The following is a 15,312-nucleotide window of genomic DNA, read 5'->3' as shown; positions in this document are numbered from 1 at the left end:
CCTATGCGCTGAACAGCGCCTCCAGACGTTGCTTCACTTCCGGCCAGTCGCGGTCGGTGATGCTGTAGAGCACGCTGTCGTCGAGCCGGCCATCGGCCAGGCGCCGATGGTTGCGCAGCACGCCCTCGCGCTGGGCGCCGAGCTTCTCGATGGCACGCTGGGAGCGCAGGTTGCTGGCGGCGGTCTTCAGTTGCACGCGCACCAGTCGCCACTCCTCGAAGGCGTGGCGCAGCATCAGGTACTTGATCGAAGCGTTCAGGCCGCTGCCATGCTCGCCGCTGGCCAGCCAGGTCCAGCCGATCTCGGCAGCCGGCAGGCTGGGCATGAAGTCGGCGAAACGCGTGGTGCCCACCAGGCTGTCGGCCAGGCGGATGGCGAAGACCACCGCCTGCTCTTGCCGTTGGGCGGCCAGGCCCTGGCGGTACCAGTCGGGGCGCAGCGGGCCGTTCATGTAGACCAGGGCGTTGCGATTCGCCTCGGCCAGGGTCACCAGCGCCGGGATATCGGCCTCCGCCAGCGGCTCGAGGCGCAAGGCGCCGCGCTGCAGGGTGACCGGTTGTGGATTGAACATCTGCGCCCTCCTCAGGCGAAACAACCCTGCGGATGGGGACGTCGCGAAAAGCGGAAGTGCCGTGCAGGAGCCCGCGCAAGACGAATGGAGCGAGGCGGGCTCCTGCACGCTAACAGCCCCGCTGCAGCGGCTCAAGTGCGGCTGCGACCTTGGTCGCAGCCGCCTGACGAAGTGCCGACTTTGGTGCGAAACTGCTGAAAGCCGAATCCGACGGGCCTGACCCGCCACCACGCTACCCGGAGTTGCAATGTCGTTGTCCAGCGGGCTGATCGCCACGGTCGCCTTCCTTTATATGGCCATCCTCTTCGCCATAGCCTTCTATGGCGACCGCCGCAGCACACCGCTGTCACCACGCATGCGCGCCTGGGTCTACAGCCTGTCCCTGGCGGTCTACTGCACCAGCTGGACCTTCTTCGGCGCGGTCGGCCAGGCCGCCGGGCAGATCTGGAACTTCCTGCCGATCTATCTGGGCCCGATCCTGCTGCTGCTGGTGGCGCCCTGGGTGGTGCAGAAGATGGTGCTGATCAGCAAGCAGGAAAACATCACCTCCATCGCCGACTTCATCGCCGCACGCTACGGCAAGTCCCAGTCCCTGGCGGTGGTGGTGGCGCTGATCTGCCTGGTCAGCGTGCTGCCTTACATAGCCCTGCAGCTCAAGGGCATCGTCCTCGGGGTGAACCTGCTGATCGGCTCGGGCGCGGAGTCCTCCGGCACCCGTGCCCAGGATACGGCCCTGATCGTGTCCCTGGTGCTGGCCCTGTTCACCATCCTCTTCGGTACCCGCAACCTGGATGCCACCGAGCACCACCGCGGGATGGTGCTGGCCATCGCCTTCGAATCCCTGGTCAAGCTGCTGGCCTTCCTCGCCGTGGGCGCCTACGTCACCTACGGCCTGTTCGACGGCTTCGACGACCTGTTCGCCCGCGCCCTGGCCGCGCCGCAACTGGAGCACTACTGGTCGCAATCCCCGGACTGGTCCTCGGTGCTGGTCCAGACCGGCGTCGCCATGCTCGCCATCATCTGCCTGCCAAGGCAGTTCCACGTCACGGTGGTGGAAAACATCGAGCCCAGGGATGTGCGCCAGGCGCGCTGGGTCTTCCCCATCTACCTGGCCCTGGCCGCGCTCTTCGTCGTGCCCATCGCCCTGGCCGGACAGATGCTGTTGCCCAGCGGCGTGATACCCGACTCCTTCGTCATCAGCCTGCCGCTGGCCGAGGCGCACCCGGCGCTGGCCCTGCTGGCCTTCATCGGTGGCGCTTCGGCCGCCACCGGCATGGTGATCGTGGAAGCCGTGGCGCTTTCCACCATGGTCTCCAACGACATGCTGCTGCCCTGGCTGCTACGCCGGCAGAACGCCGAACGGCCCTTCGAGGCATTCCGCCACTGGATGCTCTCGGTGCGCCGGGTGAGCATCGTCGTCATCATCCTGCTCGGCTACGTCAGCTACCGCCTGCTGGGCTCCACCGCGAGCCTGGCGACCATCGGCCAGATCGCCTTCGCCGCCATCGCCCAGCTGGGGCCGGCGATGATCGGCGCGCTGTTCTGGAAACAGGCCAACCGCCGCGGCGTGTTCGCCGGCCTGGCCGCCGGCGCCGCCCTCTGGGCCTACACCCTGGTGCTGCCGGTGGTGGCCCGGGGCCTCGGCTGGCCGCTGGATAATTTCCCCGGCCTGGCCTGGCTGGTGAACAACCCCCTGGACCTGCCCATCGAACCCCTGACCCAGGGCGTGGTGCTGTCGCTCGCCGGCAACTGGATCCTCTTCGCCTGGGTCTCGGTGTTCTCCCGCACCCGCGTTTCCGAGCACTGGCAGGCCAGCCGCTTCATCGGCCAGCAGGTTTCCGCGCGCACCAGTTCGCGCTCGCTGCTGGCGGTGCAGGTGGATGACCTGCTGATGCTGGCTTCGCGCTTCGTCGGCGAGGAACGCGCGCGGCAAAGCTTCATCCGCTTCGCCCAGCGACTGGGCATCGGCTTCAACCCGACGCAGAACGCCAACCAGGACTGGATCACCCATACCGAACGCCTGCTGGCCGGCGTGCTCGGCGCCTCCTCGGCGCGGGCGGTGGTGAAGGCGGCCATCGAAGGCCGCGAGATGCAGGTCGAGGACGTGGTGCGCATCGCCGACGAGGCGTCCGAGGTGCTGCAGTTCAACCGCGCCCTGCTGCAGGGCGCCATCGAGAACATCACCCAGGGCATCAGCGTCGTGGACCAGTCCCTGCGCCTGGTGGCCTGGAACCGTCGCTACCTGGAGCTGTTCGACTATCCCGATGGGCTGATCAGCGTCGGCCGCCCCATCGCCGACATCATCCGCTACAACGCCGAGCGGGGACTCTGCGGCCCGGGCGAAGTGGAGTCCCATGTCGCCCGCCGGCTGTTCTGGATGCGCCAGGGCAGGCCGCATACCTCCGAACGGCTGTTTCCCAACGGCCGGGTCATCGAGCTGATCGGCAACCCCATGCCCGGCGGCGGCTTCGTCATGAGCTTCACCGACATCACCGCGTACCGCCAGGCCGAGCGGGACCTCAAGGACGCCAACGAAGGCCTGGAACAACGGGTCGTCGAGCGCACCCAGGAACTGTCCCAGCTCAACCAGGCACTGATCGAGGCCAAGGGCACCGCGGAGTCGGCGAACCAGTCCAAGACCCGCTTCCTGGCCGCCGTCAGCCACGACCTGATGCAGCCCTTGAATGCCGCGCGGCTGTTCTCCGCCGCCCTCGGCCATCAGCAGGACGCCCTGCCCCGCGAGGCCCGCGAACTGGTCAACCACCTGGACAGCTCGCTGCGTTCGGCCGAGGACCTGATCACCGACCTGCTGGATATCTCGCGCCTGGAAAGCGGCCGCGTCACCCCCGACCGCACCGCCTTTCCCCTGGCGTCGCTGTTCGACACCCTGGGTGCCGAGTTCAAGGTGCTGGCCCAGGAACAGGACATGGACTTCAGCCTGCACGGCAGCAAGCTGCGGGTGGAGAGCGACATGAAGCTGCTGCGCCGGGTGCTGCAGAACTTCCTCACCAATGCCTTCCGCTACGCCAGGGGCCGCGTGGTGCTGGGGGTACGCCGCGACGGCGACAGCCTGCGCCTGGAAGTCTGGGACCGTGGCCCGGGCATCCCGGAAGACAAGCGCAAGGTGATCTTCGAGGAATTCAAGCGCCTGGACAGCCACCAGACCCGTGCCGAAAAGGGCCTGGGCCTGGGCCTGGCGATCGCCGACGGCCTCTGCCGGGTGCTCGGGCACAAGCTGGAAGTGCGTTCCTGGCCGGGCAAGGGCAGCGTGTTCAGTGTCACCGTGCCACTGGCCCGCGTGCAGCAACCTTCACCCGTGCTGCAGAAGCAGGCCGAGACCAGCGGCCAGGCGCTCAACGGCACCCAGGTGCTCTGCATCGACAACGAGGACAGCATCCTCACCGGCATGCACAGCCTGCTGTCGCGCTGGGGCTGCCAGGTGTGGACCGCGCGCAACCGCCTGGAGTGCGAACACCTGCTGGCCGAGGAGGTGCGGCCACAACTGGCCCTGGTGGACTACCACCTGGATGAAGGGGAAACCGGTACCGAACTCATGGCCTGGCTACGCACCCGCCTGGGCCAGCCGCTGCCCGGGGTGGTGATCAGCGCCGACGCCCGCGCCGAACTGGTGGCCGAAGTCCACGCCGCCGGCCTGGATTACCTGGCCAAGCCGGTCAAGCCGGCCGCCCTGCGGGCCTTGATCAGCCGGCATGTGAACCTGCGCTGAGGCTCGCAGGGAGCTCGCAGGATGTGGTTGAGCGAAGCGAAACCCATCAACCACGGCCCGCATGGGTTTCGTACCTCAACCCATCCTACAAAGGCCGGCCGTGCCAATAGGTAGCCCGGATGCAATCCGGGGGAGAACCCCACCGCCGCTCCCGGATTCCATCCGGGCTACGGACTCCGGTGGGGACGCGCGCGGCGCACCCTACGTGGGTGCGCCGGGCCCGATCTCAGGTCGGCAACACCCCGCGCTGGCGCGACAGGGTCAGGGCCAGGTCTTCGATCATGTCTTCCTGACCGCCAACGGTGCCGCGGCGGCCCAGTTCCACCAGGAGTTCGCGGGCCTGGATGCCGTACTTCTGCTCGGCGCGCTTGGCGAACAGCAGGAAGGAGCTGTAGACACCCGCGTAGCCCAGGGTCAGGGCGTCGCGGTCGACGCGGATCGGCTGGTCCATCATCGGCACCACCAGGTCCTCGGCCACGTCCATGATCTTGTAGAGGTCGATGCCGGTCTCCACGCCCATGCGCGCCAGCACCGCGACGAACACCTCCAGCGGGGTGTTGCCGGCGCCGGCGCCAAGGCCCGCCACCGAGCCGTCGATGCGCGCGGCACCCGCCTCGATGGCGGCCAGGGAGTTGGCAATCGCCATGCCCATGTTGTGGTGGCCGTGGAAGCCCACCTCGACATTGGCATCCAGCCCGGCGCGCAGCGCGCCGATCTTCTCGGTCACCTCATCGGGCAGCATGTAGCCGGCCGAGTCGGTGCAGTAGATGCAGTTGGCGCCGTAGCTCTGCATGAGCCTGGCCTGCTCCAGCAGTTTCTCGGCGCTGACCATGTGCGCCATCATCAGGAAGCCCACGGTGTCCAGGCCCATCTTCGCCGCCATGCCGATGTGCTGGCCGGACACGTCGGCCTCGGTGCAATGGGTGGCGACGCGGATGGTGGACACGCCGCAGTCGTGGGCCATCTTCAGGTGGTCGACGGTACCGATGCCCGGCAGCAGCAGGGCGGAAACCTTGGCCTGCTTGAGCTTGGGGATCACCGCGTCGAAGTATTCCTCGTCGCTGTGGGCCGGGAAGCCGTAGTTCAACGAGCTGCCGCCCAGGCCGTCGCCGTGGGTGATCTCGATCAGCGGCACGCCGGCGGCGTCGAGGCCGGTGGCCACCGCCACCATCTCCTCCAGGCTGATCTGGTGACGCTTGGCATGCATGCCGTCGCGCAGGCTCATATCGTGCAGGCGGACGCTCTTACCTTGCAGATTCATGCTGTTTCTCCACTCAACGGGCGGGCAGTTGCAGGGCGCCCTTGTGGGCTTCTTCGGAGAACATCTCGGCGGTGCGCAGGCCGGCGGCGGTCATGATGTCCAGGTTGCCGGCGGACTTGGGCAGGAAGTCGCCCAGGCCTTCGACCTCGATGAAGATCGACACCTTGCGGCCGTCGAACACCGGGCCGTTGATCAGCTTGTAGCCCGGCACGTAGCGCTGCACTTCCTTGACCATGTGCAGCACCGAAGCGCGGATTTCCGCCTGGTCCGGCTCGCCTTCGGTGAGGCAGTGGATGGTGTCGCGCATCATCAGCGGCGGCTCGGCCGGGTTGATCACGATGATCGCCTTGCCGCGCTTGGCGCCGCCGATCTTCTCCACGGCGCCGGCGGTGGTGCGGGTGAACTCGTCGATGTTCTGCCGGGTGCCCGGGCCCACCGAGCGGGACGACACGGTGGCGACGATCTCGCCGTATTCCACCGGCTGCACGCGGGACACCGCCGCCACCATGGGGATGGTGGCCTGGCCGCCGCAGGTGACCATGTTGACGTTCAGCGCCAGCTTCGCCGCGTGCTCCTTGAGGTTCACCGGCGGCACGCAGTAGGGGCCGATGGCCGCCGGGGTGAGGTCGATCATGATCACGCCCAGCTCGTTGAGCTTGCGGCTGTTCTCCGCATGCACATAGGCCGAAGTGGCGTCGAAGGCGATGCGGATGTCGTCGTCCAGCACGTGGGGCAGCAGGCCGTCCACGCCTTCGGCCGTGGTCTTCAGGCCGAATTCGGCGGCGCGCTTGAGGCCCTCGGAGGTCGGGTCGACGCCCACCATCCACACCGGTTCGATCCATTCGGAACGCCGCATCTTGATCAGCAGGTCGGTGCCGATATTGCCCGGCCCGATGATGGCCGCTTTGAGTTTCTTGCTCATCTCCACTCCCCCGGAGTCAGGCGCAGAAGGACACCCGGGCGCTGCCCAGGCCGTCTATGGTCAGTGAGAATTCGTCGCCGGCGCGGGCCGGTTCCAGCGGAACCAGCGAGCCGGAGAGGATGATTTCCCCGGCCTTGAACGGAATGCCGAAGGCACCCAGGGTGTTGGCCAGCCAGGCCACCGCGGTGAGCGGGTTGCCCTGCACCGCCGAACCCAGCCCCTCGCTGATCTTTTCGCCGTTCTTGAACACCTGCATGCGCAGGTTGGGCAGGTCCAGCTCGCGCGGGTCGCGCGGCTCGCGGCCGATCACGAAGACCCCGCAGGAGGCGTTGTCGGCGACTGTGTCCTGGATACGGATCTTCCAGTCATGGATGCGCGAGTCGACGATCTCGAAGCAGGGCATCACGCACTCGGTGGCGTCCAGCACGTCCTGCTCGGTAACGCCAGGGCCCACCAGGTCGTGCTTGAGCTTGAAGGCGATCTCGCCCTCGGCGCGGGGCTGGATCAGGCGGTTGGCGGAGAGGGAAATCTCCGCGCCGTCGTCGAACCACATGTCGCGGGTGATGAAGCCGAAGTCCGGCTGGTGCACGTTGAGCATGCGCTGCACGGCTTCGGAGGTGACGCCGATCTTCTTGCCGACTATGGCGTCGCCCGCCGCCACGCGGCGCTCGATGCTGTAGAGGGAAATGCGGTAGGCGTCCTCGATGGTGATTTCCGGCCAGCGCGCAGTGAGCGGCTCCAGCGTGCGGCCATGGAGCAGCGCCTGGTACAGCGCTTCGCCATGCTGGCGTTGCAACACTTCGCTCATGGCCGGCCCTCCGCGAGGAAATCCAGGCAGGTGCGGTTGAACAGCGCGCGGTGCTCCACCATCACCCAGTGGCCGCATTCGCTGAGCATCACGAAGCGGATGTTGCGGCAGGCCTCCAGCATGGTCTGGGCGCCGGAGGACGGGCAGAACTTGTCGTTCATGCCCCAGAAGCCGAGGATCGGGCAGGACAGCTCGGACAGGCGCGATGCCATGTTCGGCACCTGCATGGTGCTGAGCACGCAACGCGGCTGCTGCTGCACCACGGCCACCCGCTCGTTGACGGTATCAATGCTGATCAGGCTGGGGTCGAAGAGTTGCAGGCCCAGCAGCCGGCGCATGCCGTCGGCGTCGTTCAGCTCGCCGTTGGCGAAGGCCGCCCCCATCTTCTGGATGCCCTCCATCTGCAGGTAGTACTGCTCCTTCTCCATCAGCCCGCCGGGGGCCATCAGCACCAGGCGGCTGACGCGACTGGGCGCATCCAGGGCCATCTTGATGGCGATCGCGCCGCCCAGGGAGTTGCCCACCAGCACGCAGCGCTGGATGTCCAGGGCGTCCAGCAGACCACTCAGGGCATCGACGAAGAAGTCCAGGCTGTAGGTGGTTTCCGGCTTGTCGGAACGGCCGTAGCCCGGCAGGTCCGGGACTATGGCGCGGTAGCCGTACTTGGCGAACACCGGGTAATTCTGCTTGAAGTTGCTGTGGCCACTGGCCCCCGGCCCGCTGCCATGGATGAAGATCACCGGTTCGCCCTCTCCGGCTTCCAGATAGTGCAGGCGCAGGCCATCCGGCAGCGTGACGAATCGCCCTTGCGGTAGCGCGTCCATGGGACTCTCCTCGGCTTGTTGTTTGCCGGGATTATTCGGGCGGGCCGGACGGGCAACATCGTCCGAGAAGACTAGCAGCCGTCGCGGGACTTCAGGGGCGGCAATCTTGTAGGGGCGAATTCATTCGCCAAGCAAGCCGAAGGTCTGCCCTGTCAGTCCCCAGGGGGCAGCTGCGCCGCCCTTGGCGAATGAATTCGCCCCTACAGAATGAATTCGCCGCTGCGGATACCGCCTGGCTAGTCCTCTCGGACGTGGGCGAGTCGACGTGCAATCCCTAGCCTCTTCCCATCGACAATCGACGAATGAGGCAGCCATGGGTGATGCGATGGATTTCAGCGGCAAGGTGGTGCTGGTAACGGGCGGCGGCAAGGGTGTGGGACGCGGCATCAGCCAGCGCTTCCTGGAGCGCGACGCAACGGTGGTGATCTGCGGTCGCAACGCGCCGGACAGCCTGCCGGCTCACGCTGGCCGCGAGGCGCTCTTCCTGCCCTGCGACGTGCGCGACTTCGACCAGCTGCAGGGCCTGGTGGATGCCGTGGTCGAGCGCTTCGGGCACCTGGATGTGCTGGTCAACAATGCCGGCGGCGCCCCCCATGCCGACGCCGCCACGGCCTCGCCGCGCTTCTCCGAATCCATCATCCGCCTCAACCTGCTGGCCCCGCTCAACCTCTGCCAGCTGGCCAACCGGGTGATGCAGGAGCAGGCCGAAGGCGGCGTCATCATCAATATCTGCAGCGTCAGCGCCGTCCGCCCCTCCCCCGGCACCGCCGCCTATGGCGCGGCCAAGGCCGGGCTGCTCAACCTGACCCGCTCCCTGGCGGTGGAATGGGCACCCAGGGTGCGGGTGAACGCGGTAACGGCGGGGTTGATCCTCACCGAACAGGCCGAGATGCACTACGGCGACGCCGAAGGCGTGGCACGGGTGGCCGCCAGCATTCCCCTGCAACGCATGGCCAGCCCCGGCGATATAGGCGATGCCTGCCTGTACCTGGCGTCACCGATGGCGGGGTACGTCAGCGGGGTGGATATCTGCGTGCATGGGGGTGGGGAGAAGCCGGCGTTCCTGAAGGCGGCGGGGGTGAATTGAGCGGGGGCGCTACCCTCTCCCCCAACCCCTCTCCCTGAAGGGAGAGGGGAGCTTATCCGTGCAGTGATCAAGCCATTCGTTCAGATGACTCCGGCACATCCGACAGTACTGGCAATTTTCAGGCGCGAGTCACCCCTCTCCTCTTCAGGGAGAGGGGACGGGGGAGAGGGCCTTGCCTTCCACCATCGAATGCGCCCTGAACGCCGTCGCGACTATCTTCCACTGCCCGTCGATGCGCCGGTAGCGATCCTGGTAGACCCCGCCCAGCTGCCGGGTGGCACCGGTCTCGGCGTCGAGGTTGAAGTAGTAGAGCGCCCAGCGCGCCTCGGCCTCGTCCTCGGCGAGCAGCTCGATCTCCGGGTTGGCGCCGTGGTGCAGGTCGATCACCCGCTCGTTGCAGGCCAGCGACTGGTAGAGCGCGACGAAGCTGTCGCGGTCGCGGAAGCTGCCCACCGGGCCGTAGTCGATGGCGATCTCGCCCTGGGCGAAGCAGTCGCGAATGGCCTCCACCTGCTTCAGGTCGCAGGCGTTGAGGTAGCGATGCTTGAGCAAGCGAATGGCCTCGACGGCTTCGAGGCGGGCAATGCGTTGTTCCAGGTTCATGGCTGTTCCCTCGCGATCATGTTGGCTTCGCCCCAGTAGGCTTTCATGGAGCGGATACGGCCTTCGGCATCGAACTCCATCACGTCGATCACCTCGATGCTGCGGGCCTGGCCGCCCCAGTCGAGATCGACGCAGAAGGGCACGGCGCCGCAGCCACGGGTGGCGCGGATCGAACCGTCGAGGCGGGCGGTGGCGTCCAGGCGCCCCAGGCCTTCGCGGTAGAAGCGCGCGATGGCCTCGATGCCCACGTAGGGCGGCTTGCCCACCGGGTCCTCGACCACCGCGTCCTTGGCATAGAGTTCGAGGATGCCATCGATATCGACGGCCCCCACCAGCTCGACGTAGCGGGCCAGCGTCGCCCGCACCTGCTGTTCACTGATCATCGCAATGCTCCTCAGGCCACTTCGAACAGGGCGGCGGCGCCCATGCCGCCGCCGATGCACATGGTCACCACCACATAGCGCAGGCCACGACGCTTACCCTCGATCAGCGCGTGGCCGACCATCCGCGCGCCGGACATGCCGAAGGGATGGCCGATAGCGATGGCGCCGCCATTGACGTTCAGGCGCTCGTCGGGGATCCCCAGGGTGTCGCGGCAGTGGATCACCTGGCAGGCGAAGGCTTCGTTCAGCTCCCAGAGGCCGATGTGGTCCAGCTTCAGGCCATGGCGCTTGAGCAGCTTGGGAATGGCGTACACCGGGCCGATGCCCATCTCGTCGGCGTCGCAGCCGGCCACCGCCAGGCCACGGTAGATGCCCAGGGGTTCCAGGCCGCGGCGCTCGGCCATCTGCGCGCTCATCAGCACCGAGGCCGAGGCGCCGTCGGAGAGCTGCGAGGCGTTGCCAGCGGTGATGAAGCGCCCGGCGCCGGTCCACTGGCCGCCCTGCCAGACCGGCTCCAGGGCGCGCAGGCTTTCGCGGGTGGTGTCGGCGCGGTTGCACTCGTCACGGGTCAGGGTCACGGCTTCGTGGCGGCTTTCGCCCGTGGCCTTGTCGGTCACCAGCTTGCGCACGGTGAGCGGCGCCAGCTCTGCGTCGAACAGCCCGGCGCTCTGGGCCAGGGCGGTGCGCATCTGGCTGTGGTAGCTGTACTCGTCCTGGGCCTCGCGGGAGATGCCGTAGCGCTCGGCGACGATTTCCGCGGTCTCGATCATCGGGATATAGGCGCGCGGATCGCGCATCAGCACCGCCTCGGACTGGTTGCGGTAGCTGTTCTTGTGCTTGTTCTGTACCAGGGAGATGGACTCCAGGCCGCCGGCGACGGCGATGTCGATCTCGTCGCACATGATGCTCTTGGCGGCCAGGGCGATGCTCATCAGGCCCGAGGAGCATTGGCGCTCCACCGCCATGCCGGCGACGCTGTTCGGCAGCCCGCCGGCCACCGCGCAGAGGCGGCCGAGGTTGTAGGCCTGGGTGCCCTGCTGGGCGGCGGCACCGATGATCACATCATCCACCTCGCCCGGCTCGATGCCCGCGCGGCGCACCGCCTCGCGCACCACATGGCCGCCCATCAGCGGCGCCTCGGTGTCGTTGAAGGCCCCACGGAAGGCCTTGCCGATGGGGGTACGCGCGGTGGAGACGATTACGGCTTCTTTCATTGGATTACTCCAGATTCTCGATCGCCCTGGCGGGCAGAACCCTGTAGGGGCGAATTCATTCGCCAAGCAGGCCGCAGGTCTGCCCTGCAAGGCCCGATGGGGCAGCTGCGCTGCCCTTGGCGAATGAATTCGCCCCTACAGGAAAGCGGGATGGATTCGCCCCTACTCGGGGTAATACCGACTGATGGTGTCCACCACGCAGCCCGGGCGCTCTTCGCCCTCGATCTCCACGCTGACGCGGATGGTGGCCTGCACGCCGCCCTTCACTTCCTCGGCGGCCACCAGTTGGGCGCTGCCGCGCACCCGGCTGCCGGCGCGGACCACGTTGGGGAAGCGCACCTTGTCGCAGCCGTAGTTCACCCCCATGGAAATGCCGCGCACTTCGACTATCTGCGGCAGGAAGAGGTTGACCAGGGCCAGGGTCAGGTAGCCGTGGGCGATGCAGGCGCCGAAGGGGCCGCTGGCGGCGCGCACGGGGTCCACATGGATCCACTGGTGATCGCCAGTGGCCTCGGCGAACTGGTCGATGCGCGATTGCTCGACGCTGATCCAGTCGCTGTGGCCGAGCTGTTCACCCACGCGCTCCAGCAGGGCGGCGGGCGTCTCGAAGATCATCGCCATGTTCAGGCCCTCTGGCTGGAGACCGACAGCACTTCGCCGGTCATGTAGGAGCTGTAGTCGCTGGCCAGGAACATCATCACGTTGGCCACTTCCCAGACTTCGGCGGCGCGGCCGAAGGCCTCGCGGGAAGCGAGCTGGTCCAGCAGTTCCTTGGGCGCGGACTTCTTCAGGAAGTCGTGCAGGGCGATGCTCGGGCTCACCGCGTTGATGCGGATGCCATGCTCGGCGGCCTCCACCGCCGCGCAGCGGGTCAGCGCCATCACCCCGGCCTTGGCGGCGGCGTAGTGGCTCTGCTCCTTCTGCGCGCGCCAGCCGAGCACCGAGGCGTTGTTGACGATCACCCCGGCGCGGCGCTCCATCATCTTCGGCAGCATGGCGCGGGTCATGCGCATGGTGCCGGTGAGAGTCACGTCCAGCACACGGTTCCATTCTTCGTCGCTCATCTCCACCAGCAGGCGCGAACCGCCGAGGCCGGCGTTGTTGATCAGCACGTCGACGCCATCCAGGTCGCGTTCGGCGGCGGCCACCAGGGCCTGCACCTGCTCCTCGGAGGTGACGTTGCATTCGCGGGTGTAGACCCGGTCCAGCCCGGTGGCTTCGCGGATCTTCAGCGCCGCTTCCTGCAGCCGGCCTTCGTGGATGTCGCTGATCATCAGCGCCCGGCAGCCTTCCTCGGCGGCACGCAGGGCGGCGGAATAGCCGATGCCGGCGCCGGCGGCGGCGGTGATCAGCACCGACTTGCCGCGCAGCAGGCCATGGCCGGGAACGTAGTTGGGAATGCTCATGCAAGGTCCTCGAATCAGGCGCGCACGCGCGGCTCGCGGGGCATGCCCAGCGCGCGTTCGGCGATGATGTTGCGTTGGATTTCGTTGGTGCCGCCGTAGATGGTGTCGGAGCGGCTGAAGAGGAACATCGACTGCAGGCGGCCCAGCTGGTACGGCGCACCTTCGAGCAGTTCGGCATCCGCGCCGAGCACGTCCATGGCCAGCTTGCCCAGGGCCACATGCCAGTTGGCCCAGCACAGCTTGTAGATCATCGCCTCGCGGCGCAGCGAACCGTCCTGGGCACCGGAGAGCATGCGCAGGGAGTTGTAGCGCAGGATGCGCAGCCCGCCCCAGGCCTCGGCGATGCGCTGGCGCAGCAGCGGGTCGCGGGCGGCGCCGTTGGCCTTGGCGATGCGGATGATCTCCTCCAGCTCGTTCTGGAACAGCATCTGCTGGCCGAGGGTGGACACCCCGCGCTCGAAGCCCAGCAGGGCCATGGCGATCTTCCAGCCGTCGCCGGGGGCGCCGAGGATGTTCGCGGCATCGGTCAGCGCCTCGTCGAAGAACACCTCGTTGAATTCCGAAGTACCGGTGAGCTGCTCGATGGGCCGCACGGTGATGCCCGGCTGGTGCATCGGCACCAGCAGGAAGGACAGGCCCTGGTGGCCGACGCTGCCCGCTTCGGTACGGGCGATGACGAAGCACCACTCGGATTCGTGGGCGAGCGAGGTCCAGACCTTCTGCCCGCTGATGCGCCACTGGCCGTTTTCCAGCACGGCGCGGGTCTTGACGTTGGCCAGGTCCGAGCCGGCCCCCGGCTCGGAGTAGCCCTGGCACCAGAACTCGGTGCCGGCGACGATTCCCGGCAGCAGGCGGCGTTTCTGTCCCTCGGTACCGAAGGCGGCGATGGTCGGGCCGGCCAGGCCTTCGCCGATATGGCCCATGCGCCCGGGACCGCCGGCGCGGGCGTATTCCTCGTGGAAGATCACCTGCTGGCTGATGGACAGGCCGCGCCCGCCGTGCTCCTTCGCCCAGCCGACGCAGGTCCAGCCGCCTGCGGCGAGCTTGCGCTCCCAGGCCTTGCGCTCCTCGGGGAAGCTGTGTTCGTCCCCCGGGCCGCCGCGAAAGCGCAGCGGCTCGAACTCGCCGCAGAGGTTGTCCGCCAGCCAGCCGGCGACCTCGCGGCGGAAGGCTTCATCGGCCTCACTGAAACTGATCTTCATGCGATTTCCCCCAGGAGGGCGGCGGCGATGCGCTCGCGGTGCCAGGACGGCGCGCCGAGGAAGGCCTCGCTGGCCCGGGCGCGCTTGAAATAGAGGTGCGGGTCGTATTCCCAGGTGAAGCCGACGCCGCCGTGCAACTGGATGGACTCCGCCGCGCAGTGGAAGAAGGCTTCCGAGCAGCGCGCCTTGGCCAGGGCGGCGGCCAGGGGCAGTTCGGCGGCGACGGCGGCCTCGCCATTGGCCGCCAGCGCCTCCTCGGCCACGCAGGCGGCGTAGTAGGCGGCGGAACGGGCGCACTCCACCTCCAGCATCATGTCGGCGGCGCGGTGCTTGATGGCCTGGAAGCTGGCGATGGCGCGGCCGAACTGCTGGCGTTCGGCGATGTAGGCCAGGGTCAGGTCCAGGGCCTGCTGGGCGCCGCCGGTCTGCTCGGCGGCCTGGGCCGCACAGGCCAGCAACAGGACCTTCTCCAGCAGCTCACCGCCCTGCCCCGGCGCGCCCAGGCGGGCATCGGCCCCGACATAGACCTGCAGCAGGCTCACCTCGGCGAGCTTGCGGGTCTGGTCCAGGGTGGGCGTGAGGCGACGGCTGATGCCGGGGGTGTCGGCCGGCACGGCGAACAGCGCGATGCCCTCGCTACCACGGGCGGCCACGATCAGCAGCCCGGCGCTATGGCCGTCCACCACCTGGCGCAGGGTGCCGTCGATCACGAAGCCGCTGCCCTCGGCACGGACGCTGGCCTGCACCGCGTCCAGGCCATTGCGGTTATTGCTCGCCCAGGCCAGGGTGGCGGTCAGGCTGCCCTCCGCCAGCTGCGGCAGCCAGCGCTGCTTCTGCGCCTCGTCGCCGCCCAGCAGCAATGTCGGGGTGGCCAGGCAGGCGCTGGCAAAAAAGGGTGAACAGAGCAGGCGCCGGCCCATCTGCTCCAGCAGGATGGCCAGTTCGACGAAGCCCAGGCCCAGGCCGCCGTACTCTTCAGGGATATGGATGGCCGGCCAGACCATCTCGGTGCACAGGCGCTGCCAGAGCGCGGGGTCATGGCCCAGCTCGCTGGCCATGGCCGCCCGCACGGCGGCGGAGTCGGATACGTCCGCGAGAAAGCTCTCGGCGGACTCGCGGATCATCTCCTGCTCATCGCTGAACGCGAATTCCATAAGGCTGCCTTCTTGTGGTTCTTGGGCTGGGGGGCAGTCTGGCGAGTTGCGCAAGGCGGGGAATCGTCCGGATGGACGACGAGGGGAACGGCCGTTGTGTCGGGGTCAATGTGTAGGGGCGAATTCATTCGCCAAGGGCGGCGTTCCGCG

Annotated in this window: 14 protein-coding genes; 2 read left to right on the top strand and 12 right to left on the bottom strand. The window is 67.7% G+C overall.

All coding sequences use genetic code 11. The features are described from left to right. Position 1: 1 nt before the first annotated feature. Positions 2–571: a GNAT family N-acetyltransferase gene (locus ACFPU0_RS16910; protein ID WP_377694396.1), complete on the bottom strand. Its 570-nt coding sequence runs from the start codon at positions 569–571 to the stop codon at positions 2–4. Positions 572–818: 247 nt separating this feature from the next. On the opposite strand from ACFPU0_RS16910, the gene ACFPU0_RS16905 reads away from it, so the two are divergent. Then, entirely contained in the window at positions 819–4,298 is a 3,480-nt protein-coding gene (locus tag ACFPU0_RS16905; protein WP_377694395.1) for a NahK/ErcS family hybrid sensor histidine kinase/response regulator, read from the top strand. 226 nt (positions 4,299–4,524) lie between these two features. Here the strand turns inward: ACFPU0_RS16905 and dmpG are convergent, their stop codons facing one another. From dmpG to ACFPU0_RS16885, 4 genes are read right to left on the bottom strand one after another with little or no spacing between them, the layout of a single operon-like run. After that, entirely contained in the window at positions 4,525–5,559 is a 1,035-nt protein-coding gene (dmpG, locus tag ACFPU0_RS16900; protein WP_377694394.1) for a 4-hydroxy-2-oxovalerate aldolase, read from the bottom strand. A 13-nt stretch (positions 5,560–5,572) separates the two neighbouring features. Beyond that, the gene (locus ACFPU0_RS16895) at positions 5,573–6,481 is read right to left on the bottom strand and encodes an acetaldehyde dehydrogenase (acetylating) (protein ID WP_377694393.1); all 909 of its coding nucleotides are present in this window, start codon (positions 6,479–6,481) and stop codon (positions 5,573–5,575) included. A gap of 16 nt (positions 6,482–6,497) precedes the next feature. Next, positions 6,498–7,289 carry a fumarylacetoacetate hydrolase family protein gene (locus tag ACFPU0_RS16890; RefSeq protein WP_377694392.1) on the bottom strand — a complete coding sequence of 264 codons (792 nt, stop codon included), beginning with the start codon at positions 7,287–7,289 and terminating at the stop codon, positions 6,498–6,500. After that, positions 7,286–8,113, bottom strand: coding sequence for an alpha/beta fold hydrolase (locus ACFPU0_RS16885; RefSeq protein WP_377694391.1), 828 nt, complete (start codon positions 8,111–8,113; stop codon positions 7,286–7,288). The genes ACFPU0_RS16890 and ACFPU0_RS16885 overlap by 4 nt, the downstream gene beginning before the upstream one ends. 313 nt (positions 8,114–8,426) lie before the next feature. Here ACFPU0_RS16885 and ACFPU0_RS16880 point away from each other — a divergent pair, with 313 nt between their 5' ends. After that, positions 8,427–9,200 carry an SDR family oxidoreductase gene (locus ACFPU0_RS16880; RefSeq protein ID WP_377694389.1) on the top strand — a complete coding sequence of 258 codons (774 nt, stop codon included), beginning with the start codon at positions 8,427–8,429 and terminating at the stop codon, positions 9,198–9,200. Between the two features lie 144 nt (positions 9,201–9,344). Here ACFPU0_RS16880 and ACFPU0_RS16875 read toward each other — a convergent pair whose 3' ends face one another. The 7 genes from ACFPU0_RS16875 to ACFPU0_RS16845 form a co-directional block, all read right to left on the bottom strand. After that, entirely contained in the window at positions 9,345–9,803 is a 459-nt protein-coding gene (locus tag ACFPU0_RS16875) for a nuclear transport factor 2 family protein (protein ID WP_377694388.1), read from the bottom strand. Further along, entirely contained in the window at positions 9,800–10,186 is a 387-nt protein-coding gene (locus ACFPU0_RS16870) for a nuclear transport factor 2 family protein (protein ID WP_377694387.1), read from the bottom strand. Before ACFPU0_RS16870 ends, ACFPU0_RS16875 begins: the two co-directional genes overlap by 4 nt. An 11-nt stretch (positions 10,187–10,197) precedes the next feature. Continuing rightward, complete coding sequence (locus ACFPU0_RS16865) at positions 10,198–11,400, bottom strand: acetyl-CoA C-acyltransferase (protein ID WP_377694385.1); 1,203 nt, start codon at positions 11,398–11,400, stop codon at positions 10,198–10,200. A gap of 162 nt (positions 11,401–11,562) precedes the next feature. Continuing rightward, positions 11,563–12,021 (bottom strand): MaoC family dehydratase, encoded by a 459-nt coding sequence (locus ACFPU0_RS16860; RefSeq protein WP_377694384.1) that lies wholly within the window; start codon positions 12,019–12,021, stop codon positions 11,563–11,565. A gap of 2 nt (positions 12,022–12,023) precedes the next feature. Next, complete coding sequence (locus ACFPU0_RS16855; RefSeq protein ID WP_377694383.1) at positions 12,024–12,806, bottom strand: SDR family oxidoreductase; 783 nt, start codon at positions 12,804–12,806, stop codon at positions 12,024–12,026. Positions 12,807–12,820: 14 nt separating this feature from the next. Then, positions 12,821–14,008 (bottom strand): acyl-CoA dehydrogenase family protein, encoded by a 1,188-nt coding sequence (locus ACFPU0_RS16850; protein ID WP_377694382.1) that lies wholly within the window; start codon positions 14,006–14,008, stop codon positions 12,821–12,823. Next, positions 14,005–15,162 (bottom strand): acyl-CoA dehydrogenase family protein, encoded by a 1,158-nt coding sequence (locus ACFPU0_RS16845; protein ID WP_377694380.1) that lies wholly within the window; start codon positions 15,160–15,162, stop codon positions 14,005–14,007. Before ACFPU0_RS16845 ends, ACFPU0_RS16850 begins: the two co-directional genes overlap by 4 nt. Between the last annotated feature and the right edge of the window lie 150 nt (positions 15,163–15,312).

This window comes from Pseudomonas sp. GCM10022186, assembly GCF_042656385.1.
In the GTDB taxonomy this organism is placed as follows: Bacteria; Pseudomonadota; Gammaproteobacteria; order Pseudomonadales; family Pseudomonadaceae; genus Metapseudomonas.
The sequence above is the reverse complement of the archived record's forward strand: the minus strand, read 5'-3'. Positions and strand labels throughout refer to the sequence as shown.

Coding starts and splice junctions, on each gene's coding strand:
- ACFPU0_RS16910 (WP_377694396.1), bottom strand. CDS start 571: ATGTTCAATCCACAACCGGTCACCCTGCAGCGCGGCGCCTTGCGCCTC.
- ACFPU0_RS16905 (WP_377694395.1), top strand. CDS start 819: ATGTCGTTGTCCAGCGGGCTGATCGCCACGGTCGCCTTCCTTTATATG.
- dmpG (WP_377694394.1), bottom strand. CDS start 5,559: ATGAATCTGCAAGGTAAGAGCGTCCGCCTGCACGATATGAGCCTGCGC.
- ACFPU0_RS16895 (WP_377694393.1), bottom strand. CDS start 6,481: ATGAGCAAGAAACTCAAAGCGGCCATCATCGGGCCGGGCAATATCGGC.
- ACFPU0_RS16890 (WP_377694392.1), bottom strand. CDS start 7,289: ATGAGCGAAGTGTTGCAACGCCAGCATGGCGAAGCGCTGTACCAGGCG.
- ACFPU0_RS16885 (WP_377694391.1), bottom strand. CDS start 8,113: ATGGACGCGCTACCGCAAGGGCGATTCGTCACGCTGCCGGATGGCCTG.
- ACFPU0_RS16880 (WP_377694389.1), top strand. CDS start 8,427: ATGGGTGATGCGATGGATTTCAGCGGCAAGGTGGTGCTGGTAACGGGC.
- ACFPU0_RS16875 (WP_377694388.1), bottom strand. CDS start 9,803: ATGAACCTGGAACAACGCATTGCCCGCCTCGAAGCCGTCGAGGCCATT.
- ACFPU0_RS16870 (WP_377694387.1), bottom strand. CDS start 10,186: ATGATCAGTGAACAGCAGGTGCGGGCGACGCTGGCCCGCTACGTCGAG.
- ACFPU0_RS16865 (WP_377694385.1), bottom strand. CDS start 11,400: ATGAAAGAAGCCGTAATCGTCTCCACCGCGCGTACCCCCATCGGCAAG.
- ACFPU0_RS16860 (WP_377694384.1), bottom strand. CDS start 12,021: ATGGCGATGATCTTCGAGACGCCCGCCGCCCTGCTGGAGCGCGTGGGT.
- ACFPU0_RS16855 (WP_377694383.1), bottom strand. CDS start 12,806: ATGAGCATTCCCAACTACGTTCCCGGCCATGGCCTGCTGCGCGGCAAG.
- ACFPU0_RS16850 (WP_377694382.1), bottom strand. CDS start 14,008: ATGAAGATCAGTTTCAGTGAGGCCGATGAAGCCTTCCGCCGCGAGGTC.
- ACFPU0_RS16845 (WP_377694380.1), bottom strand. CDS start 15,162: ATGGAATTCGCGTTCAGCGATGAGCAGGAGATGATCCGCGAGTCCGCC.